18 protein-coding genes and 1 tRNA gene are annotated in these 21,834 nt (G+C 72.9%); 15 read left to right on the top strand and 4 right to left on the bottom strand.

The genetic code is table 11. The features are described 5' to 3' along the window. Window positions 1-131 precede the first annotated feature (131 nt). Window positions 132-320, top strand: a complete 189-nt coding sequence (locus tag SXIN_RS14830) for a helix-turn-helix transcriptional regulator (protein ID WP_019707438.1) — start codon at window positions 132-134, stop codon at window positions 318-320. A gap of 62 nt (window positions 321-382) precedes the next feature. Continuing rightward, window positions 383-1,786 (top strand): tyrosine-type recombinase/integrase, encoded by a 1,404-nt coding sequence (locus SXIN_RS14835; RefSeq protein ID WP_019707437.1) that lies wholly within the window; start codon window positions 383-385, stop codon window positions 1,784-1,786. A 143-nt stretch (window positions 1,787-1,929) separates the two neighbouring features. Here SXIN_RS14835 and SXIN_RS14840 read toward each other — a convergent pair. After that, window positions 1,930-2,016: transfer RNA gene (locus SXIN_RS14840), tRNA-Ser, on the bottom strand. A gap of 469 nt (window positions 2,017-2,485) precedes the next feature. Continuing rightward, a complete protein-coding gene (locus SXIN_RS14845) occupies window positions 2,486-4,051 on the bottom strand; it encodes a S1C family serine protease (protein WP_095757088.1) in 1,566 nt (521 codons plus the stop codon). 218 nt (window positions 4,052-4,269) lie between these two features. Here SXIN_RS14845 and SXIN_RS14850 point away from each other — a divergent pair, with 218 nt between their 5' ends. From SXIN_RS14850 to SXIN_RS14860, 3 genes are all read left to right on the top strand, one after another. Next, window positions 4,270-5,103, top strand: a complete 834-nt coding sequence (locus SXIN_RS14850) for a glycerophosphodiester phosphodiesterase (RefSeq protein WP_050930674.1) — start codon at window positions 4,270-4,272, stop codon at window positions 5,101-5,103. Window positions 5,104-5,156: 53 nt separating this feature from the next. Next, window positions 5,157-5,780: an ATP-binding protein gene (locus SXIN_RS14855; RefSeq protein WP_095757089.1), complete on the top strand. Its 624-nt coding sequence runs from the start codon at window positions 5,157-5,159 to the stop codon at window positions 5,778-5,780. A gap of 297 nt (window positions 5,781-6,077) precedes the next feature. Continuing rightward, window positions 6,078-7,076 carry a DUF5926 family protein gene (locus tag SXIN_RS14860; protein ID WP_019707433.1) on the top strand — a complete coding sequence of 333 codons (999 nt, stop codon included), beginning with the start codon at window positions 6,078-6,080 and terminating at the stop codon, window positions 7,074-7,076. Between the two features lie 362 nt (window positions 7,077-7,438). On the opposite strand, the gene SXIN_RS14865 is transcribed toward SXIN_RS14860, so the two are convergent. Next, on the bottom strand, window positions 7,439-8,119 hold the full coding sequence (locus tag SXIN_RS14865; protein WP_019707432.1) for a bifunctional DNA primase/polymerase: 681 nt from the start codon (window positions 8,117-8,119) through the stop codon (window positions 7,439-7,441). Window positions 8,120-9,112: 993 nt separating this feature from the next. Here SXIN_RS14865 and SXIN_RS14870 point away from each other — a divergent pair. Next, window positions 9,113-10,588, top strand: coding sequence for an aminopeptidase P family protein (locus SXIN_RS14870; protein WP_019707431.1), 1,476 nt, complete (start codon window positions 9,113-9,115; stop codon window positions 10,586-10,588). Between the two features lie 91 nt (window positions 10,589-10,679). On the opposite strand, the gene SXIN_RS14875 is transcribed toward SXIN_RS14870, so the two are convergent. Next, window positions 10,680-11,300: an ATP-binding protein gene (locus tag SXIN_RS14875; RefSeq protein ID WP_095757090.1), complete on the bottom strand. Its 621-nt coding sequence runs from the start codon at window positions 11,298-11,300 to the stop codon at window positions 10,680-10,682. 205 nt (window positions 11,301-11,505) lie between these two features. Here SXIN_RS14875 and SXIN_RS14880 point away from each other — a divergent pair, with 205 nt between their 5' ends. The 9 genes from SXIN_RS14880 to SXIN_RS14920 all read left to right on the top strand — a co-directional run bounded on the left by SXIN_RS14880 (window position 11,506) and on the right by SXIN_RS14920 (window position 21,821). After that, window positions 11,506-12,315, top strand: coding sequence for a hypothetical protein (locus SXIN_RS14880; RefSeq protein ID WP_095757091.1), 810 nt, complete (start codon window positions 11,506-11,508; stop codon window positions 12,313-12,315). Between the two features lie 304 nt (window positions 12,316-12,619). After that, the gene (locus tag SXIN_RS14885) at window positions 12,620-13,309 is read left to right on the top strand and encodes an SCO family protein (protein ID WP_095757092.1); all 690 of its coding nucleotides are present in this window, start codon (window positions 12,620-12,622) and stop codon (window positions 13,307-13,309) included. Continuing rightward, the gene (locus tag SXIN_RS14890) at window positions 13,306-13,767 is read left to right on the top strand and encodes a copper chaperone PCu(A)C (protein WP_019706083.1); all 462 of its coding nucleotides are present in this window, start codon (window positions 13,306-13,308) and stop codon (window positions 13,765-13,767) included. The genes SXIN_RS14885 and SXIN_RS14890 overlap by 4 nt, the downstream gene beginning before the upstream one ends. Window positions 13,768-13,772: 5 nt before the next feature. Beyond that, on the top strand, window positions 13,773-15,842 hold the full coding sequence (locus tag SXIN_RS14895; RefSeq protein WP_095757093.1) for a copper resistance protein CopC: 2,070 nt from the start codon (window positions 13,773-13,775) through the stop codon (window positions 15,840-15,842). After that, window positions 15,842-17,077 carry an iron uptake transporter deferrochelatase/peroxidase subunit gene (efeB, locus tag SXIN_RS14900; protein ID WP_019707429.1) on the top strand — a complete coding sequence of 412 codons (1,236 nt, stop codon included), beginning with the start codon at window positions 15,842-15,844 and terminating at the stop codon, window positions 17,075-17,077. Before SXIN_RS14895 ends, efeB begins: the two co-directional genes overlap by 1 nt. 130 nt (window positions 17,078-17,207) lie before the next feature. Beyond that, a complete protein-coding gene (gene pheA, locus SXIN_RS14905; RefSeq protein WP_019707428.1) occupies window positions 17,208-18,143 on the top strand; it encodes a prephenate dehydratase in 936 nt (311 codons plus the stop codon). A gap of 603 nt (window positions 18,144-18,746) precedes the next feature. Then, window positions 18,747-20,024 carry a serine--tRNA ligase gene (gene serS / locus SXIN_RS14910; RefSeq protein WP_019707427.1) on the top strand — a complete coding sequence of 426 codons (1,278 nt, stop codon included), beginning with the start codon at window positions 18,747-18,749 and terminating at the stop codon, window positions 20,022-20,024. After that, window positions 20,021-20,857 (top strand): HAD family hydrolase, encoded by an 837-nt coding sequence (locus tag SXIN_RS14915; RefSeq protein WP_019707426.1) that lies wholly within the window; start codon window positions 20,021-20,023, stop codon window positions 20,855-20,857. Before serS ends, SXIN_RS14915 begins: the two co-directional genes overlap by 4 nt. Window positions 20,858-21,086: 229 nt before the next feature. Next, a complete protein-coding gene (locus tag SXIN_RS14920) occupies window positions 21,087-21,821 on the top strand; it encodes a hypothetical protein (protein ID WP_019707425.1) in 735 nt (244 codons plus the stop codon). Window positions 21,822-21,834: the final 13 nt, after the last annotated feature.

Below are 21,834 nucleotides of genomic sequence, written 5' to 3' on the forward strand. Positions count from 1 at the left end.
CACCGATCCGCCACAGAATCCCTATCCGCCACACATCCGAGCCGCTGACCAGCCATGTTGCGGCGTGGCGGATGTTGCGGATTCCCCAGAAGGAACGCCACTCCGGCAACCACGCCCAGGAGGCACTCCCCATGGCCCGCTCGACGATGCTCAAACTCCCGGAAGTCCTCGCTGAGATCGGCATGAGCCGCGCCGCCTTCTACCGCCTGCGCGCCCGCGGTAAGGCCCCGCGCCTCATCAAGCTGCCCAACGGCCAGCTCCGCGTCCGCCGTACCGACCTGGACGCCTGGCTCCAGTCCTGCGAGCAGTCCGCCGCCTGAATCACCCCGCACCACCCGACAAGGGGCCCGCCCACCGGCGGGCCCCTTTCCATGGGAGACCCATGCTCACGTACGACGTTGACGTCTGGTCCATCCGCAAGCGCACAGGCAGGCCGAAGCCCTACGAACTCCGCTGGCGCGTCGGCTCCCGCGCGCACTCCCGAAGCTTCAAGCTCAAGCCGCAGGCCGACGGCCGCCGCTCGGAGCTCCTGGCCGCCCTCCGGGAGCGCGAGCAGTTCGATGAGGCGAGCGGCCTTCCCGCTCGGGAACTCGCGGCGCTCAACTCCCCGACGTGGTTCGAGCACGCCACCGACTACGCCCTGATGAAGTGGCCCCGAGCGGCAGCGAAACACCGGGCCGGCATCGCGGAAGCCCTCTCCGTAGTCACCCCGACGCTGGTCACCACGACGCGCGGTGCCCCGGAAGACAAGACACTCCGCGCCGCCCTCTACCAATGGGCATTCCGCGCCGTGCCAGGCCCCGGCGGAAAGCACGTCTCTCGGCACCTCGCCGAAGAACCGCCGGCCGACATCCGGCAGGCGCTGGACTGGATCACCGCTCACTCGGTCAAGGTCGGCGCGCTGCAGGACCCGTCGTTGCTTCGCCCGGCCCTGGAAGCACTCGGGCGACGGCTGGACGGCCGCAAGGCCGCGGAGAACACCGCGCGCCGAAAGCGCATGGTCCTGAGCAACGCGCTGCGCTACGCAGTCGAGGAGCGCGGCCTGCTCCCGAGCAACCCCCTGCTCCGCGTGGACTGGACACCACCCGAGACTGACGACGAAATCGACTTTCGGTACGTCCCAGGCCCCGCCCTGGCCCGTAAGTTCATGGAAGCCGTTCGGGCATCCGGTGCCCGTGGTGAGCACCTAGTCGCGTTCTTCGGGTGCCTGTACTACGCGGCGATGCGACCGGGGGAAATCGCCTCACTCAAACAGGCCGACTGCCACCTTCCGCCCGAGAGCACACCCGACGCATGGGGCGAGCTGCTGCTCGCGGAGAGCCGCCCGGAAGTCGGCGCCGGCTGGACGGACTCGGGAGAGTCCTACGAGACACGAGGACTCAAACGGCGAGCGCGCGGCGCGACACGGCCGGTACCGATCCCGCCCGTCCTGGTGGAGATGCTGCGAGATCATCTCAAGCGCTACGGGACCGCACCGGACGGCCGTCTGTTCCGGGCGGCGCGGGGCGGCCGAGTTCGCTCCACGGAGTACTGCGAACTGTGGGACAAGGCCCGTGCTGCCGTCCTGACCGAGCAGGAAGCCACAACGCCGCTGGCGAACGTCCCCTACTCTCTGCGGCACGCCGGGGTGTCCCTGTGGATCAAATCCGGTGTGGACCCCGTGGAAGTCGCCCGGCGAGCGGGCCACAGTATCGCGGTCCTCTTCCGCTTCTACGCCAAGATCCTGCGGGGCGCCCAAGAACACTCCAACCGGCTCATCACCGAGGAGCTGAGCCGAGACGAGTGACGGCCGCCGCCTGGCCCACAGATGGCCCAGACGCACTGGTCAACGGCGAGATACAAGCGAGCCGGGGTGAGACAGGCTGAGCGCAGAAGGGGCGCCCTTCGGTGGAGGGCGCCCCTTCTGACCAGCACGTTTGATGACCTGCGCGGAGGGTGTGGGATTTGAACCCACGGTGGTGTCGCCACCACGACGGTTTTCAAGACCGTTCCCTTAGGCCGCTCGGGCAACCCTCCCTCGCCCCCGCCCACCTGCGGCGGAAGCGCCTACAGCCTACCTGGCAGGGCCGCCCCGGGGGCGCTTGGTCCGTCCCTCGGCCGTGACCTCGGAAACTGTGCTTCCGCCCTCTCGGCGCCGCGGGCAAGCGTCCCCATGCTAAGCGGCACGATCGCTTCTCTGTGGGCAGTTGAGGAAGCGGCACGTCTTGCTCAGGCGGACGACCCGCGCCGTCGAGCGGTGGTCTCCGCAGTCGTGCGCTGGACGAGATCCCCACTGCGGCTTTCAGGGCCATCCCCGCAGGCCGCTCGGGCAACCCTTTCCCGCGCCGACCCCGGGCGGGGGGTGGTGCGTTCGGGGCCCTCCTCGCCGTTCGTGGCGGGGAGGGCCCCGAGGTGGTGCGGTCGCGTTGCCGGCCTGGCTCCCGTGCCCCGGGCTCAGCCGTATCGGCCGGGGTCAGTGCGGGGAGCGCGTCCGGTGGGCTTCCGGTCAGTCGCCCTTGCGCTGGCCCAGGGTGACGTCGACCGTGGTCTCCTTGCCGTCGCGCTCGTAGGTGATCTTCACGGTCTCACCCGGCTCGTGGGTCCAGATCTCGCTGATCAGGGTCGGGCCGCTGTCGATGACGGTGTCGTCCAGCTTGGTGATGACGTCGCCGGGCTTCAGGCCCGCCTTGTCGGCCGGTCCGCCCTCGGTGATCGGATCGCTGCCGCCCTGGCCGGTTTCGGGGATGCGGGCGCCCTCGCTCTGCTGCCGCATGTCGACCTGGACGCCGATCACCGGGTAGATGGGCTCCCCGGTCTCGATCAGGTTCCCCGCGACGCGCTTGGCCTGGTTGATCGGGATGGCGAAGCCCAGGCCGATGCTGCCCGCCTGCGACTCGCCGAAGCCCCCGCCGCCCGCCGACTGGATGGCCGAGTTGATGCCGATCACAGCACCCTGGGCGTTGAGCAGCGGGCCGCCGGAGTTGCCCGGGTTGATCGACGCGTCGGTCTGCAGGGCGCTCATGTACGAGGCGTTGCTGCTGCCGCCGTCGCTGGAGGCGACCGGGCGGTTCTTGGCGCTGATGATGCCTGTGGTCACGGTGCCGGAGAGGCCGAAGGGAGCGCCGATGGCGATCGTGGCGTCGCCGACCGCGACCTTCTTGTCCGAGTCCCCCAGCGGCAGCGGCTTGAGATCCGCGTCCGAGGCGTTCTTGAGCTTGATCACGGCCACGTCATAGCCCTCGGCGCGGCCGACGATCTCGGCCTGGTACTCCTTGCCGTTGGAGAAGGTGGCGGTGAGCTTGCCGCCTTCCGCCGCGGAGGCCACCACGTGGTTGTTGGTGAGGATGTGGCCTTCCTTGTCGTAGACGAAGCCGGTGCCGGTGCCGCCCTCGGCCTCCTGACCGCCGCCCTGGGCGTTCAGCGTGACGACGCTGGGGAGTGCCCGCTGCGCTATGCCGGCGACGGAGTTCGGGGAGCGGTCGAGCACTTCCGAGTCGCCGGGGGCCGAGACCGTCGTCGAGCCTCCGTCGCTCTGCTCGGCGGCCCAGAAGCCGACGCCGCCGCCGACACCGCCCGCGACCAGCGCGGCGGCGAGTACGGCCGCCACCAGCCCGCCGCGGCCCTTCTTGCCCGGCTTGCCCGGCGCGGCACCGGGCGGCGGGGGCACGTGCCCCGGGGCACCCCAGCCCGCGGCGCCGGAGGGGGGTGGCGGCGGAGGCCAGCCGGCGCTTCCCGCACCCGCGCCCGGCCCCTGCGCCGCTCCGTGCGCCGCGAGGCCGGCACCGTCGGCGGGAGCGCCGTACTGCTGTCCCTCTCCGGCCCGGACTCCCTCGGCGCCGTGGCCGTCCGCCGGAGCCGGCTGGTGCGCCGGTACGGCCGGCTGCTCCGGCGGCCGGCCGGCCGCCGCCGCGCCGGGCTCGGGCCGCGGAAGCGGGTAGTCCGACTGCGCCGCGCTCCCGCCGGAAGGACCCTCCGGGCCGGGCGGCGGCGCGGAGGGCGGGCTGGGCGGCGCTCCCGGCGCCGGCCGCTCCGTTCCCGGCGGAACGGCGGCGCCCTCGTTCTCGGTGCTCACGGCATTCTCCTTGGGTGCAGGTGCGCGAAAAATCACGAGTCACGGCCCACAGTGCTGCATGTCCACCACCAGCTTTCCCCACGGCGTGTCAGGGCGCTGTAAGCGCGGCGGCTCGCCCGCCCTTCCCTTCCGGACATAACGCACGGCTTCCATGATGCCCGGGTCTCCGGACGGCGGCCGTTCACCCTGTGTGCCCGCAGGGGTGGCACCATAACGCGGTGACCGATGTGCGCCCGGCCCCCGGCCTCCGCCCGGGGCCCCCCACCACCGCTGTCGTGGCCCACCGCGGCTCCTCCGAGGAGGCCCCGGAGCACACGCTGGCCGCGTACCGCAGAGCCATCGAGGACGGCGCCGACGCCCTGGAGTGCGATGTGCGGCTCACTGCCGACGGGCACCTCGTCTGCGTCCACGACCGGCGGGTGGACCGTACGTCCAACGGCCGGGGAGCCGTGTCGGCGCTGGAGCTCTCCGAACTGGCCGCGCTCGACTTCGGCTCCTGGAAGGACCGGGACGAGACGCCGGACTGGGAACGCACGTCCGTCCTCACTCTCGAACGCCTGCTCGAACTCGTCTGCGACACCGACCGCCGGATCGAACTCGCCATCGAGACGAAGCACCCGACCCGCTGGGCCGGCCAGGTCGAGGAGAGGCTGCTGGACCTGCTCCGCCGGTTCGGGCTGACCGATCCGCCCCGGGGCGAGGACTCAGCCGTACGGGTGATGAGCTTCTCGGCCCGTTCCCTGCACCGCGTCCGGGTGGCGGCGCCCCGCATACCCACCGTCTATCTGATGCAGTTCGTCTCGCCGCGCCTGCGCGACGGGCGGCTGCCCGCCGGGGCCCGGATCGCCGGGCCGAGCATGCGGATCCTGCGGAACCAGCCCGAGTACGTCGCCCGCGCGCACCGGGCGGGCAACGAGGTCCACGTCTGGACCGTCGACGACCCCGCCGACGTCGAGCGGTGCGTGAGCCTCGGCGTGGACGCCATCATCACCAACCGGCCCGGGAGAGTTCTGTCACAACTCGGGCGCGCGGACGGCCTCCGGAACGGCTGAATTCCCCGGTGGGGAGCGCACCGGCGCGTTCAGTACGTCGCCGGTCGCGCGGAGTGCGCCACCGGATCGCTTATGGCCGGTTTCCGGCCCACCGGGGGAGGGCATCCATCCTCTGGCGTGGGGCGAAGGAGGTCTCGGGGGTGGCGTTGGTGGTGGCACAGGAAGTGCCGACTTCATCGAGCATGGCCGTGCCCCATGGGCCTTCGGGCGTGGGCATGGCGCGGCGCCGGATGCGCGAGGGACTGGGCATGAGCGGCGTTCCCGAGGGAGTCGTCGACGATGCGGTGCTGGTCCTGTCGGAGCTCCTCAGCAACGCCTGCCGCCACGGCAGGCCCCTGCGGACCGGGCTTCCGGGCTCCGGCGAGGGCGAAGCGGTGCGCGCGGCCTGGCGGGTGGACGAATTCGGGCGTTTGACCGTTGAGGTGACAGACGGGGGCGGTCCGACCCGACCACTTCCGGCCACTCCGTCCGTAACGGCCCGCGGCGGCCGCGGGCTCAACATCATCAGATCCCTCGCCCAGGACTGGGGGGTCCGGGACGAGATGAGCGGTGAGGTGACCGTCTGGGCCCGCTTCGCCCCGGTGGCGCGGAACCGCGGAAACGGCCTCGGTGACCGGCTGGACCTGGGCGCGCTGCCCGGGCTCGGGGTCGCCGATCTGCTGGACGATCTGGCCTGACGGGCACGCGGCCGCACGAGCACCGAGCAGCCGGGCGCGCCCGGGGGTCCGGGGCGCGGACCCGTACAGCCGCGGTGCACCCAGCCGGGCGGCTCGTTTCCCGGCCGCTCCCCTCCGTCCCCTCGGACCGGCTCCGCCGTCCGCTTCCCGCCCGGCGCTCGCCGCCCCGGCCAACGCACCCCGCCCCGCCCGGCGCAGGCCACGCCGCCGGCCCTCCGCGTTCGGCGGGCGGAGCCCCTGCGAGGGGCTAGGCTCGGCGGCCAAGACCTACCGCCGCACCCGGGAGAAAGCCACGCCATGGCGAAGAAGCGACCTCAGACCAAGGCCGGCAAGTCGTCCTCCGCGCGGGGCTCCGGCGTCCGCCCGGCGGCCGTCGCCGATGCCGACATCCCCGTCGTCGGCGCCCGCGAACCCTGCCCCTGCGGTTCGGGCCGCCGCTACAAGGCCTGCCACGGACGGGCCGCCGCCCAGGCCGTGACCGAACTCGTCCAGCGGCCCTTCGAAGGGCTGCCGGGTGAGTGCGACTGGGTGGCCCTGCGCGAACTGGTCCCGGCGGCGACGGCCGAGCTGCGGCTCAAGGAGCCGCTGCCCGACGGCGTGCCCTCGGTGACCCTGGCGACCGTCCTGCCGATGGCCTGGCCCGCGCTGCGCCGGGACACCGGCGCCGTCCTCCTGGCGCTCCAGAACGACACCGCCTCCGGTGACATCAGCCGCGACCTGGCGGATGTGCTCGGCCGTGCCCTCACCGCCACGCCGGGCAGCCCGATCGCCGCCGAGCGGGTGCCGGCCGGCGGACCGCGCCTGCAGGACCTGCTGGACACCGGGGCTCCGTTCACGCCGGTGATCCACGACGGGTTCGAGTTCTGGCTGGAGGACGCCTCGAACACCACCCCGGAGGTGGCCGCCTCCCTGGAGCGGGCGAACGAGGCGGCCATCCCGACCGTCCGGCTGTCCGGCGTCGACGCCGCGTACTGGTGCGAGACACCGGAGAAGAACCATCTGCGCTGGGTGATGCCGCACTCCGAGGAGCAACTGCTCGACGCGCTGGCACGGCTGCACGCCGCCGGTACCTCCTCGCTCGGCGAGGGCACCCGGCTCGTCGGCTCCTTCCGGGCGCACGGTCTGCTGGTACCGGTGTGGGACCTGCCCCGCGGCATGAGCGCCGACGACACCGAGAAGCCGGCGGCGGCGTTCGCCGAACGGCTCGGTGAGGTGCTCGGCGCGACGGCTCCGCTGACGCCGGAGGAGCGCCGGGCCCGCGGCGGCCTCACGAACCGTCAAGTCACTTTGAGCTGAGGGGAGATGACGACCGCTGCGGTAGGAGTGATTCCTGTCACACCAGCTTCTACCGAGCAGTAAATTCCCCCGCGGATCCGCGCGATCGAATTTGCGAACGGCCGATCTCTTGTTACCGTTCTAGGAGCCCGGTCGCTGGTGCATCCCCCGTCGCCAGCGACCGGGCCTTTCCATGCCCGGCGCCGGGTGCGCCTCGCGCCCGGCCCCCGGAGCACCCGGAGCGCGACGGGGAACTCCCCGGCCCGGCCCGCCATATGACCCGCCGCGGTGCCGGCAGCACACACGGCGGACCTTGCCGGGACCGGCCCTTCGCAGGGCACCGCCGGACCGGATCCCCAGTGGGTTCGGTGGGTGCGACGGGCTCAGTAGGGCAGTCGGCTGCCGCCGCCGGGCGTTCCGGCGCTGGCCTCCACCAGCGCCTCCACGACGGTCTCCACCCGCGGCAGCCACGGCCCGGCGGATCCCCGCCGCGGAGCCTGCTCCCAGCGGACCTGCCCGGCGCCCGTCTCCGAGGGCGGCAGGGCCAGGTATCCGCCCTCGCCGTGGAAGCGCAGCGAACTGGGGACCCAGTCCTGGCTGTAGAGGAGTTCGCCCAGTTCCGGCAGCGAGTACGGCGCCACGAGCAGCGCCCAGCGGGATGGGGTGGCGACGACCGGCCCCAGCCGGACCCCCATCCGCCCCAGCTCGGTGACCGCTTCGGCACCCGCGACGGCCGGCAGGCTGACGGCGCACGGGGCGCGGCCCCCGGTCGCCAGGATCACCGGTGCGGTGGGGCGGTTGCTCCACCACCAGCGCACCATGCGGGCGTCGGTGGTCGCCGCGAGCAACCCCGGGTCGAACGGGTGTGCGCCAGGGGCGGCGCAGTCGGGGTGCGGGCAGGCGCAGTGGACCGCACCGCCCCTTCCCGGCTGGGTGCCCACGCCGGGCAGTACCGGCCACCGCCACTCGGTGGCGCAGGTCAGTGCCGCATCGAGCATGACCGACCTTCCGCCGCGCCTGCGCTTGAGCAGGAGCCTGCGTCGCATTCCGGGGATCTCGCGCATGAGCGCTCGTTCCTTTCCGTTAACGCCGAGGGCTGTTTCCGTCGCGTGGAACTGCGTCTGACTGCGTGGAGCAGTGGAGCAACTGTCTGGCAACTACCTGGAGCGGAAGTGCACGAACTGCGTGGCACTGCGGGTACCGCGCGCCCGGGACCCGGCCCCTCGCGCCGCGCGGAACACACCTGACTGTGCGTGGATCAGCGCATCACACCGCCGACCGGCGTGGAGCATGGCATGGGGTGGCGCCCGTTCGGCGCGTGCCGCCCCCGTACCCCCCAGTGGCGAGGTGCCCCCCACCTGTCCGCTCACGAGTGGGAGCGCGGCGTTCGCAGGCTAGGACGCGCCCGGCCGCTGCCGGGTTCCAGCACGCCCAACTGCCCCCGCCCCCTGCCGAGTAGGTACCCGCCGTGGTGGACGTGACGCTTTGCCGACGAGCCTCAGTCGACCGCGCATCGACTGGAGCACGTCGTTTTCCGGCCAAACGTAGCAGCCTCCCGGGCCTCGTCAAACCCGGATACCCGAGGTCGGTCCCGGTACACGGATCCCCGCGCGTTCGGGGCTCCCGGCCCGGCTCCTCACCGCGGGGGAACCGGCAGGGTGAGGGTGGCCGCTCCGGTTCGTCCCGTTCCGCCTCGTGCCGGGGTACCGCGGGACGCTCCAGCGCCCGCTTCCGGCATATGCCGCTCGGCGGGCGGATCGCCGCAGAAGGGGTGGGCGGAACGGGGGTCCGCCACCCCGGGGTGGCGACCGTGCGTACGTCATGTTCACGGAAAGTGGCCGGAATCCATCTGATCACTCCGGGGCCCGGCCATAATGCCCGGCCCTCCGGAGCAGCCTTTCCGGTGCCGTCCTCCGGCCCCCGGCCCCCGGCCGCCGGCCGGCGTGCGGTGGTCCGGCGGCGGTTCCGCGCCGGTGCCCCGGCCTTCGCTCCTGCCCCCGCTCCGCCCTTCCCGCCGCCCATACGATGGGGAGAAGGTCCCGTTCAAGGAGGAAACCGTGACCGAGCAGCCCGTACCGGCCCAGCAGAGCGAAACCGCCCCGGCGGGCGACCACCAGCCGATCAAGCAGCGGAAGAACGGCCTCTACCCGGCCGTCTCCGACGAACTCGCCGCCCATATGCGGAGCGGATGGGCCGACACCGAGCTGCGCGGCCTGGAGCCACTGCCCCAGGCGGCCGAGACCGCCCGCCGCCGCGCCGCGCTCTCCCGGCGTTTCCCGGGCGAGCGGCTGGTCGTTCCCGCGGGCAATCTCCGGACCCGCTCCAACGACACGGAGTACCCCTTCCGGGCCGGCACGGAGTACGCCTATCTGACCGGGGACCAGACGGAGGACGGCGTACTCGTCCTGGAGCCCGCGGCGGACGGCGGTCACGAGGCGGTGCTCCACGTACTGCCCCGCTCCGACCGGGAGAACGGCGAGTTCTGGCTGGACGGCCAGGGCGAGCTCTGGGTCGGCCGCCGCTACAGCCTGAGCGAGAACGAGCGGCGGCTCGGGCTGCCCTGCCGCGACGTCCGCAAGGCCGCTGGCGAACTGGCGGAGCTCGACGGCCCCGTCCGCCTCGTCCGCGGCCACGACGCGGGGCTGGAGGAGGCCCTCGCCGGCCGGCTGGACCCCGCGCGCGACGAGGAGCTCCGGGTCTTCCTCAGCGAACTCCGGCTGGTCAAGGACGCGTTCGAGATCGGCGAACTGCAGAAGGCAGTGGACTCGACGGTGCGCGGCTTCGAGGACGTCGTCAAGGTGCTCGACCGGGCCGAGGCCACCTCCGAGCGCTATATCGAGGGCACCTTCTTCCTGCGCGCCCGGGTCGAGGGCAACGACGTCGGCTACGGCTCGATCTGCGCCGCCGGCCCGCACGCGACCACCCTGCACTGGGTGCGCAACGACGGCCCCGTGCGCTCCGGCGAACTGCTGCTGCTGGACGCGGGTGTGGAGACCCACACCCTCTACACCGCCGACGTCACCCGCACCCTCCCGGTGAACGGCCGCTTCACCGATCTCCAGCGGAAGATCTACGACGCCGTGTACGAGGCCCAGGAGGCCGGGATCGCCGCCGTGCGCCCCGGGGCCAAGTACCGCGACTTCCACGACGCGGCACAGCGGGTCCTCGCCGCGAGGCTCGTCGAGTGGGGGCTGGTCGAGGGACCGGTCGAGCGGGTGCTGGAGTTGGGGCTGCAGCGCCGGTGGACCCTGCACGGCACCGGGCACATGCTCGGCATGGACGTGCACGACTGCGCGCTGGCGCGGACCGAGACCTACGTGGACGGCACGCTGGAGCCGGGCATGTGCCTCACCGTCGAACCCGGGCTGTACTTCCAGGCGGACGACCTGACCGTGCCCGAGGAGTACCGCGGCATCGGCGTCCGCATCGAGGACGACATCCTCGTCACCGAGGACGGCAACCGGAACCTCTCCGCCGCCCTGCCGCGCGCTTCCGCCGAGGTGGAGTCCTGGATGGCGCGGCTGAAGGGCTGAGCGGTCCGCGGGGGCCCGGTCCGCGGGGGCCCGGTCCGCGGGGGCCCGGTCCGCGGGGGCTCGGTCCGGTGGGCGCTTGCCCGGTGGGCGTTCACGGGCTGAGGACGGAGCCGGCCATCGGGCCGCCCGCGAGATGGGCGCCGTCCCGCCACTTGAGCATCTTGCTGAAGCAGACGACCGCGCCCCTGCCCGGCCGGTTCCGGACGTGGAAGTGGTCGGCGAGGGCCTCGATCAGCAGCAGGCCGCGGCCGTGCTCGGCGTGGTCGGTGCGGCCGGCCTGGTCGGTGTGATGGGAGTGGCCGGCATGGCCGGTGCGCTGCGCACGACCGGCGTGACCGGTGCGGTCCGCGGGGCCGGGGCTCCGGAGCGGGTCCTGGCCCTCCGGCCACGCCCGACGGCCGCGGTGGCGGGCGGCGGGTTCGCCCGGTTCGTCACGCGCGGCGGGGAAACCGGGGCCCGAGTCGGCGACTTCGATACGGCACTTCTCGCCGTCCAGGTACGCGGTGACGCGGTACCGCCCGCCGCCCGGGTCCGCACCGCCGCCACCACCGTGTTCCACCGCGTTGGCACAGGCCTCGGAGAGGGCGACGGACAGTTCGTAGGACGTCTCGGGGTGGACCCCGGCGGTCTCCATGGTGCCGATGAGGAGCCGGCGGGCCAGCGGCACACTCGCCGCCTCGCGCCGCAAGTGGAGTGACCACCAGATGCTCATGCTGCGGCCTCCTGGCTGCGGCTCGACATACCGGTACGTATTGCCCGGGCCCCTCCCCGGTAAGCCTGTGCCGGACGGGACTCCGCTCGTTCGGCGGTGTGCCCCCGCAGGCGCGCGGGGGCGTGCCGGTGCGGCCGGTGTGTGCCTCCGCACCACCCACCCTGACGGAGGCGGCAGGGGGGAGCGGTGCGATGATGAGTCCGCCATGTCTGGTTTCACAGCACGCGCCGGCACGGGCCTGCGCCTGGTGAGGGCCGCGGTGTTCGCCGCGGTCTGCGTCGTGCTGTCCGCGACCGGGCACGTCCTCGCCTCCCCCGCCGTGGTGCCGCTCTGGGCTCTGGGCGGGGGCTTCCTCGCCGTCCTCGTGGTCGCCGCGGGGCTCGCCGGCCGGGAGCGTTCACTGCCCGGTATCGCCGTGGTGCTGGGCACCGGGCAGGTGCTTCTGCACACCCTCTTCGGATACGCCCAGCAACTCGCCGGTCCGGCCGCCGCTCCGGCGGGCGGCGGTTCGCCGGACGCCGTGACGGCGCTCGCCGCGCGGCTGCTGTGCGGCGAGGGCGGGCATCCCCTGTCGGCCGCCGAGGCCCACCGCGTGGTGACCGCCGCGGGCATCGACCCCGGCACGCACGCGGCCGCCGCGACGGCCGGGGGGACCGGCGGGCACGGGGCGGCGCTCCCCGCGGCGCTCCCGGCCTCGCTGCTGCCCTCACCGGAGATGCTGCTGGCCCATCTGCTGGCGGCGGTCCTGCTCGGGCTGTTGCTGCGGCGGGGTGAGGCCGCGCTGTTCCGTCTCGTACGGCTGTCCGTACGGGGGCTGGCCGAGGGGGCGCTCGTACGGTCGCTGCGTGCCGCCGTCGGGCTGGCCCGGGCGCTGCTCACGGGGCTGCCCGGGGCCGGGGGTCCGCCCGTGCGCGGTCTCCGCGGCCGCCGGTACGGACCGGGGCGTCCGCGGCCGCTGTATCTGGAGCACTCCGTCAGCAGGAGGGGTCCGCCGGACGTCCGCCTGGCGGCCTGAGACAGCGGTTCCCCCGGCAGTGTGCCGGGATCCGCGTGTGCCTCCGTACGCGCGTTCGGAGCCTCCGCCACCCCTGCCCGTGGGGATTCCCCCGTATGCCTCCCGCGCGTGCCCGACACGTCCGGTGGCCGGGCCCGGGCCGGCCGCCACCACCGCTCGCGGCCCGGTATCCCCGTGTCCTCACCGGCACCGCCGGTGTGACCTCCGGCGTGCCCGCCGCCCGCCGCCGTCCGAGGGCCTCACCGGTCCGGCGGACGCTCCGGCAGTCCGTACCCCCACCACGACCCACACCAGGAAGACCCCTATGCGAACCACCCATCGCCCCGCCCGCACGCGCGGCGCGAGGCGGACACCTCCGTGGCGCGGCGGCGTGCTCGCCGTCACCGCGGCTCTGGCCCTCAGCGCGTGCGGCGCCGGCGGCGACGGCAGCGCCGGGACCGCCGCGGAGGTCTCCGCGGAACCCTCGAAAGCCGCGACCGTTCTCGATAATCCGTTCGAGAAGCCGGACCTCGTCCTCACGGACACGTCCGGTCGGGAGTACGACCTGGTCGAGGAGACCAAGGGACACCCGACGCTCCTCTACTTCGGCTACACCCACTGCCCCGACGTCTGCCCGCTGACGATGAGCAACATCGCCGTGGCGAGCAAGGCACTCAGCGACGACCAGCGAAAGGACCTGCGGGTCGTCTTCGTCACCTCCGACCCCGAACGGGACACCCCCGAGCGGCTCGGCGCCTGGCTGCGCGGCCAGGACCCCGACTTCATCGGCCTGACCGGCGACTTCGACGCGATCCAGGCCGGCGCGCGCAGTGTCGGCATCGGCATCGCACCGCCGACCGAGGACGAGAACGGCGACATCGTCTCCACCCATGGCGCCCAGGTCCTCGCCTTCTCCCCGGAGGACGACAAGGCCCACGTCCTCTACGGCGAGGACACCACCGTCGACGACTACACCGCAGACCTGCCCAAGCTCCTCGAGGGAGAGACCCCGTGAACCGCCGCACCGCCACCGCTACCGCCCTCAGCGCCGCACTGGTGCTCGGTGCCACGCTCTCCCTGACCGGCTGCGCCACCGGGCCGGAGCTCGGGACGAGCGGCGGCTACGTCCCGGAGCCCGTCATGCCCGACATGGCCGGCGGGTTCCTCACGGTGACCAACACCGGTGACACCGCCGACCGGCTCACCCACGCCACCAGCGACATCTCGGACGACGTGGAGCTGCACCGCACCAAGGACGGCAAGATGCAGCAGGTCAAGTCGTTCGATGTGCCGGCGAACGGCGAGCTCGTCCTCGAGCGCGGGGCGAACCACATCATGTTCAAGGAGCTCAAGCACAAGCCGGCCGTGGGCGAGGAGGTCTCCGTGACGCTCCACTTCGCCGAGTCGGGCGCCCTCGAGGTGACCCTTCCGGTGAAGGCCGCCACCCACAACCCCGCGATGAAGAAGCACTGACCGGCATGGCCCCCGCACCCTGCCGGGACCGCCCGGCCGCCCCTGCCGCCGCTGCCGTGCCCGGCACGCACGCCGCGCGAGCCACGCGAACCGCGCGCCCCCCGCGTGCCACTGCCGTGCTGCTGCTCGGCGCCGCGGCCGTGCTGGGCGTACTGGCCGTCCTGCTCGGCGCCGCCCCGGCCTCGGCACACGCGGCGCTGACCGGGAGCGTTCCGCGGCAGGGCGCGGTGGCCGACCGGGCGCCCGAGGAGGTGGTGCTCACCTTCTCCGCGCGCGTCACCCTGTCCGCCGATTCGATCCGGGTGCTGGCTCCGGACGGCGGACGGGCCGACACCGGCGAGCCGCGCGACCTGGGCACCGGTGGCACCGTCCGGCACGGCGTCGCTCTGCGGCCGGGGCTGCCGGACGGGACCTACACCGTGGCCTGGCGGGCCGTCTCGGCCGACGGACATCCGGTCTCGGGCGCCTACACCTTCTCCGTCGGCGCCCCGTCGTCGACCGCCGCCGCCCTGCCGGACGACCGGCCGGGCGGCGGGCTGACCGGCCTCCTCCACGCCGTCGCGCTGTACGCGGCCTACGCGGGCTTCGTCCTGCTCGTCGGCGGCAGCGCGTTCGTCCTGGGCTGCCGGCCGTCCGCCGCCTCCGTTGCGGCACTGCGGCGGCTGGTGGTCCGGGGCTGGGCCGTGGTCACCGCGGCCACCTTCGCGCTGCTCCTGCTGCGCGGGCCGTACACCGGGAGCAGCGGACTCGCCGGGATGTTCGATCCGGGGGCGCTGCGGGACGTCGTGGCGACCCCCTCCGGGACCGCACTGGTCTCCCGGCTGCTGCTGCTCGCGGTGGCCGCTCTCTGCGTGACGGTCCTGCTCTCCCCGGACCGGTGGTCCGCCGGAAGCGCGGAAGGAGCAGCCGGGGAGGCGGCGCGGGAGCACCGGAATCCACGCTTCTGGCTCGCGGCTGCCGGCGGGGGCGTCGTCGCCACCGGCCTGGCGGCCACCTGGGCCGCGGCCGGACACCCGTCGACCGGTCTCCAGCCCTGGCTCGCCGTCCCCGTGGACGTACTGCATCTGCTGGCCGTGGCGCTCTGGCTGGGCGGGCTGGCTGCTCTGCTGGTGACGCTCCACCGGGGACCGGCGGCGGAACGGCAGGTGGTGCGGCGGTTCTCACGGGTGGCCCTCGGCAGTGTGCTGGTGCTGGCCGCGACCGGGCTGTACCAGTCCTGGCGGCAGGTCGGCTCCTGGGACGCCCTCACCACCACCTCGTTCGGACGGCTGCTGCTGGTCAAGGTGGGGATGGTGGCCCTGCTGCTGTTCTTCGCCCGCTGGTCGCGGCGGCGGGTCGCCCGACTGCCGGACGGGCCCGCGGGCACCGACGGAGAGAGGCCGGACGAACCCGACGCCCCGCCGCTGACGGATCCGGTGCCCGTCCCGGGGCCCCCGGCGGAGGACCGGACGGCGCCGGCCCGGAGCGGTGCCTCCCCGCTCACCGCCCCGGTGGACGCCGAGCGGGCCGCCCAGCTCGCCCGCCAGCGGGCCGCCCTGGCGGCGGCCCGTGAGCGGCGGGTCCGCGATGCCGACCCGGAGCGGACCCGGCTCCGCCGCTCGGTGCTCGCCGAGGCCGGCGTGGCCGCGCTGGTGCTCGCCGTCACCACCGCCCTGACGAGCGCCGAACCGGCCCGTACGGAGGTGCGGACGGCCGGCGCGGCCGCCGGCGCCCCGTCCGCCGCGTCCGGGCAGCCCGTCATGCTCGACATCCCCTTCGACACCGGCGGCGAGAAGGGCGCCGGTACGGCCGGGCTCCACCTCTTCGACCCGGCCAGCACCTGCGGCAACAGCCTCCACCTCTGGCTCGAGGACCCGGACGGCAAGCCGTTGGACGCCGCCGAGGTGAAGCTCGCCTTCACCCTCCCCGCCGAGGACGTCGGACCGCTCCCGGTGAAGCTGGCGAAGCTCGCTACCGGCCACTGGTCGGCCGACCGTTTCCAGCTCCCCCTGGCAGGGACCTGGAAGGCGTCGCTCACCGTGCGGACCTCCGACATCGACCAGATCACCGAGACCCGGAACGTGAAGATCAACTGATGACGACTTCCCCCCTCTCCCGGCGCAGACTGCTCGGAACCGCCGGCGCGGCCGGTGCCGCCGGACTCGTCGCCGGTGCGGCGGGCGGCGTGGCGGGCACCGCGCTCGCCGGGGACGACACCCCGCCGCTCAGCACCGTCGGCTCCACCACCGTGATGTTTCACGGGAAACATCAGGCCGGCATCACCACCGCACCGCAGTCCCGCGGCCATCTCGCCGCCTTCGATCTGCTGCCGGACGCCGGCCGGAAGGGGGCGGCCGCCCTGCTGCGCCGCTGGTCCCGGACGGCCGAACGTCTGACCGCGGGCCGCGCGGTCGCGGACGACACGGCGATCGCCCTGGACGCGGGCCCGTCCTCTCTCACCGTCACCTTCGGCTTCGGGCACAGCTTCTTCAGCCGCACGGGGCTGGAGGACCGCCGCCCCGCCGCGCTCGACCCCCTGCCCGCGTTCTCCTCGGACGCCCTGGACCCGCGGCGCAGCAACGGTGATCTGTGGGTGCAGATCGGCGCGGACGACGCGCTGGTCGCCTTCAACGCCCTGCGCGCCCTCCAGAAGGACGCCGCGGGAACGGCCCGGGTGCGCTGGCAGATGAACGGCTTCAACCGCTCCGCCGGGGCGACGGCCCGGCCCATGACCACCCGCAACCTGATGGGCCAGATCGACGGGACCAGGAATCCGCGCCCGGAGGAGCCGGACTTCGAGCAGCGGGTCTTCGTCCCCGGGGGCGGCGGGGCGAAGGACCCGGAGTGGATGGCACACGGCTCGTACGCCGTGGTCCGGCGCATCCGGATGCTGCTTGACGACTGGGAGGAGCTGTCGCGGGAGGAGCAGGAACGGGTGATCGGACGCCGCAAGGACACCGGTGCGCCGCTGACGGGCGGCACCGAGACCACCCCCCTGGACCTGGAGAAGACCGGCCCCGACGGCAGGCCCGTCGTTCCCGCCAACGCGCACGCCCGGATCTCGATGCCGGAGACGAACGGCGGGGCGGCCCTGCTGCGGCGCCCCTTCTCCTTCCACGACGGCTTCGACGAGAAGGGGGTGCCGGACGCGGGTCTGCTGTTCGTCTGCTGGCAGGCGGATCCGCTCCGGGGCTTCGTGCCGGTGCAGCGCAAGCTCGACCGGGGGGACGCGCTGTCGCCGTTCATCCGGCACGAGGCGAGCGGTCTGTTCGCGGTGCCGGGCGGCTGCGAGCCGGGCGGCTATGTGGGCCGGGAGCTGCTGGAGGGATGAGTCCGTACGGTCCGTACGGGGAGCGGCGGTCACCGTACGGGCCTGTGCCGGGAGCGGTCGCGGTGGGCGGGCCGGGCTCTTCCGCCGCCGGTAAGGTGGGAGGCTCCCCGTGAGAAGGAGCCCCGCAGCGATGTCCGTCAGCCGCTACACGTATCTGGGCCCCGAGGGCACCTTCACGGAGGCCGCGCTCAGGACCCTGCCCGAGGCGGCGACGCGCGAACTGATGCCGATGGTCTCCGTCCCGGCGGCGCTGGACGCGGTGCGGTCCGGCGAGGCGGGCGCCGCGCTGGTGCCGATCGAGAACTCGGTCGAGGGCGGAGTCACCGCGACCCTCGACGAACTGGCCACCGGCAAGCCTCTGATGATCTACCGCGAGGTGCTGCTGCCGATCTCCTTCGCGCTGCTCGTCCGGCCCGGAACCGGGCTGACCGATGTGAAGACGGTGACCGGGCACCCGGTGGCGCAGCCACAGGTCCGCAAGTGGCTGGCGGCGCACCTCCCGGACGCCCAGTGGGAATCCGCGGCCTCGAACGCCGACGGAGCCCGGCTGGTGCAGGAGGGGCGGTACGACGCGGCCTTCGCGGGCGAGTTCGCGGCCGGGACGTACGGGCTGAAGCCGCTGGTCACCGATATCCACGACGCGCAGAACGCGGTGACCCGCTTCGTGCTGGCCGGACGGCCGGCCCGGCCCGCGGCGCGGACCGGCGCCGACAAGACGTCCGTGGTGATCTGGCTGGGTGACGACCATCCGGGCGCGCTGCTGGAACTGCTCCAGGAGTTCGCGGCCCGCGGGGTCAACATGATGCGCATCGAGTCGCGGCCGACCGGTGAGGGGATCGGCCGGTACTGCTTCTCGGTGGACTGTGAGGGGCACATCACGGACCGCCGGGTGGGCGAGGCCCTGATGGGTCTGAAGCGGATCTGCCCCAAGGTGCGCTTCCTGGGCTCGTATCCGCGTGCCGGTGTGAGCCCGGAGGAGCTTCCGCCGCTGCGGCACGGGACCACGGACGAGGAGTTCTCGGCCGCCTCGGACTGGCTGGCGCGCTGCCTGGACGGGCGGAGCTGAGCGCGCCGGGCCCGGGACACCGAACCTCGATCAAGCGCCTCGGGGCTCCGGGACGGAAGTCCGACGGACAGGCTGTACACAGCTCGCCAAGTTATCCACAGGCCGGAACCGCCACCTGGGGACAAGTCGACACGGCAACCGGACACGACAGACAAAACACCCCAGTCGCCTTCCTTCCGTACACAGCACCTTCGATCCCTTTTCGTCAGCACAATTCTCTGCGGGCACTCTTTGGAGTGAGGCATTACCGCCCGAAAGAGTGTGTGGAATGGGTTTGAGAAGGGAATTCATCGGCCTGCACGGAAGGGACCGGAATGATCAATTCCGACTTCCACAGTTCTCGCGCACACCCTGTGGATAAAGTCCCCACCCCCGTCCCCACCTGTGGAAAACCCCTGCGGCGAAATGTCCGCCGCCGCTGCGCCGGCCCCATTGCGGACCGGTTCCGTTCACCCCCATATCACCCGCGGCACCATCACCGGACGGCCGCGTGCGCCATTCCGGCCCGAGTCCGTGAATTTTCCTTTTCGAGGCAAAAGGGACAAAACGCTCCGGTCAATATCGGAGTCGAAGGCCGGGCGTCCGCACCGGTAGCCTGGAGCCGTGATTGACCTTCGCCTGCTCCGTGAGGACCCCGACCGTGTCCGCGCGTCCCAGCGCGCCCGTGGAGAGGACGTCGGCCTCGTCGACGCCCTGCTCTCCGCCGATGAACGGCGCAGGTCGTCCGGCGTCCGCTTCGACGAACTCCGCTCCGAGCAGAAGGCGCTCGGCAAGCTGATCCCCAAAGCCTCCGGTGAGGAGAAGGCGGAGCTGCTGAGGAAGGCCGGCGAGCTCTCCGCCGCCGTCAAGGCCGCCGACGCCCAGCAGAACGAGGCCGCCGAGGAGACCCAGCGCCTGCTGAGCGGTCTCGGTAACCTCGTCCACCCCGAGGTGCCCGTGGGCGGGGAGGACGACTTCACCGTCCTGGAGACCGTCGGGACGGCGCGCGACTTCGAGGCGGAGGGCTTCCGGCCGAAGGACCACCTGGAGCTCGGACAGCTGCTCGGCGCGATCGACGTCGAGCGCGGCGCCAAGGTCTCCGGCTCCCGCTTCTACTACCTGACGGGCATCGGTGCCCTGCTGGAGCTGGCGCTCGTCAACGCCGCCATCGCCCAGGCGACCGAGGCCGGCTTCATCCCCATGCTCACCCCGGCGCTGGTCAAGCCCCGCGCCATGGAGGGCACCGGCTTCCTGGGCCAGGCCGCCGAGAACGTCTACCAGCTGGAGAAGGACGACCTCTACCTGGTCGGCACCTCCGAGGTCCCGCTCGCCGCGTACCACATGGACGAGATCGTCGACGCGGACCGGCTGCCGCTGCGCTACGCGGGCTTCTCGCCCTGCTTCCGCCGCGAGGCCGGCACCTACGGCAAGGACACCCGCGGCATCTTCCGCGTCCACCAGTTCGACAAGGTGGAGATGTTCTCCTACGTCACCCCGGAGGACTCCGAGGCTGAACACCGCCGGCTGCTGGAGTGGGAGAAGCAGTGGCTCACCGCCCTCGAACTGCCCTTCCGCGTGATCGACGTGGCCACCGGAGACCTGGGGGCCTCCGCCTCCCGCAAGTTCGACTGCGAGGCCTGGCTCCCGGCGCAGGGCAAGTACCGCGAGCTCACCTCCGCCTCCAACTGTACGGAGTTCCAGGCCCGGCGGCTGTCGGTGCGGATGCGCGACGGCAAGCACGTCCGCCCGCTGGCCACCCTCAACGGCACGCTCTGCGCCGTGCCCCGCACGATCGTCGCCCTGCTGGAGAACCACCAGCGGCCGGACGGCTCGGTGCGGGTCCCCGAGCTGCTCCGCCCCTACCTGGGCGGGCGCGAGATCCTGGAACCCGTGACCGCGTGAGCGCCCCCGCCACCGCCCGCCCGGAGACCCCGGGCGGACACCTCCCGTACCGGCTGATCGCCACCGATCTCGACGGCACCCTGCTCCGCGGCGACGACACCGTCTCCCCGCGCTCCCGGGACGCCCTGGCGGCCGCCACCGCCGCGGGCGCCGCGCACATCGTCGTCACCGGACGTGCCGTGCCCTGGGCCCGGCACGTCCTCGACGACCTGGGATACCGGGGACTCGCGGTGTGCGGACAGGGCGCGCAGGTCTACCACGCCGGTGAGCACCGGCTGCTGACCTCCGTCACGCTCGACCGGCAGCTCGCCGGGCTGGCGGTCGCCAAGATCGAGGCGGAGACCGGGCCTCTGGCGCTGGCCGCGAGCCGGGACGGCCTGGACGGCGAGGTCCTGGTCGGCCCGGGCTACGAAGCACAGGGCCCGCTGCCGTACCTCACCTTCCAGGACATGGACGAGGTCTGGTCCGCGCCGCTCAACAAGCTCTACATCCAGCACCCGGAGCTGGACGACGACTCCCTCGCCCACGTCGCGCGCACCGTCGCCGGGCATCTGGTGGGCGTGGTGATGTCCGGAGCGGGCATCGTGGAGCTGCTGCCCCTGGGGCTCAGCAAGGCCACGGGGCTCTCCCTGGCCGCCCGCAGGCTCGGACTGCGGGCGGCGGACACCATCGCCTTCGGCGACATGCCCAACGACATCCCGATGTTCGGCTGGGCCGGCTACGGCGTCGCCATGGCCAACGCGCACGCCGAACTGAAGTCCGTCGCCGACGAGATCACGGCCTCCAACGATGAGGACGGCATCGCCGTCGTCGTCGAACGCCTCTTCGGCTGACCACCGGCACCGGCGAACGCCCGGCTCCGCGTGACCGCCGCGCCGGCGGCTCGTTGCCCACCATGCGTGGAGGCAACTGGAGTTCGAGACGTCGAGAGTGCGTGAAGTGGCGGATTGCCGGGCGGCAGAACCGGTCATCGAGTACGTGGCTATATGAGCAGCCTTCGCTCCTGGTCCCTGGATACGGGCAGTCCCACATCCGTTCCGGAACGAAGGGGAGGGCACTCTCATGCCACCCGAATCCGCACTGCTCGAATCACGCGCGCTCCGCGAGAGCCTCGCCGCGCGCACGGGCGTGCTCGACAAGGTCAAGGTCCTGGCGATGCTGCCGGACGGGCTGCATGTCACGACACGCATGGTCGCCGAGTACTTCGAGGTGAGTGAAGAGGTGGTCCGGCAACTCGCGGCACGCCACCGCTCGGAGTTGTCATCCAATGGCATGACCACGCTCCGAGGCGCTGACCTGCGCCGATTTAAGCGAGACATCCTGTCACGCTATGCCGTAGCAGGTTATCCACAGGCCAGGTCGAACCTGGGCGTCTTCACCCGCCGCGCCGTACTGAACGTGGCGATGCTGCTGCGGGACAGCCCTGTCGCACGTGAGGTCCGCAGGTACCTGCTGGACGTCGAGGAGAGCTTCACCGCGCCACGCTCCCGGACCGCCCCGTCCCCGGAGCGCTCGCTCGAAGCCAGGATGACCGTCGTCGAGTCCTGTCTCGCCGATGTCGGCGCCGCGCTGCGCGACCTCGGGCCGGTGCTGCGCCGGACCTCCGACCGGCTGGACCGGATCGACGAGCGGCTCGACGGGATGGACCGCCGCATCGCCTTCATGGACCGGCGGCTGGACAGCACCAACCAGGTCGTCTGTGCGATGAGCGAGCGCATGGCCGGCATGGACGTCCGGCTGCGGCAGTTCCAGGAGGAGACGGTGCGATGCCCGCGCCCGCGGGGCGGCCGGCGCTGACCGGCCACGGCTC

Origin of the sequence: Streptomyces xinghaiensis S187, from assembly GCF_000220705.2 — a bacterium.
Lineage (GTDB): Bacteria > Actinomycetota > Actinomycetes > Streptomycetales > Streptomycetaceae > Streptomyces > Streptomyces xinghaiensis.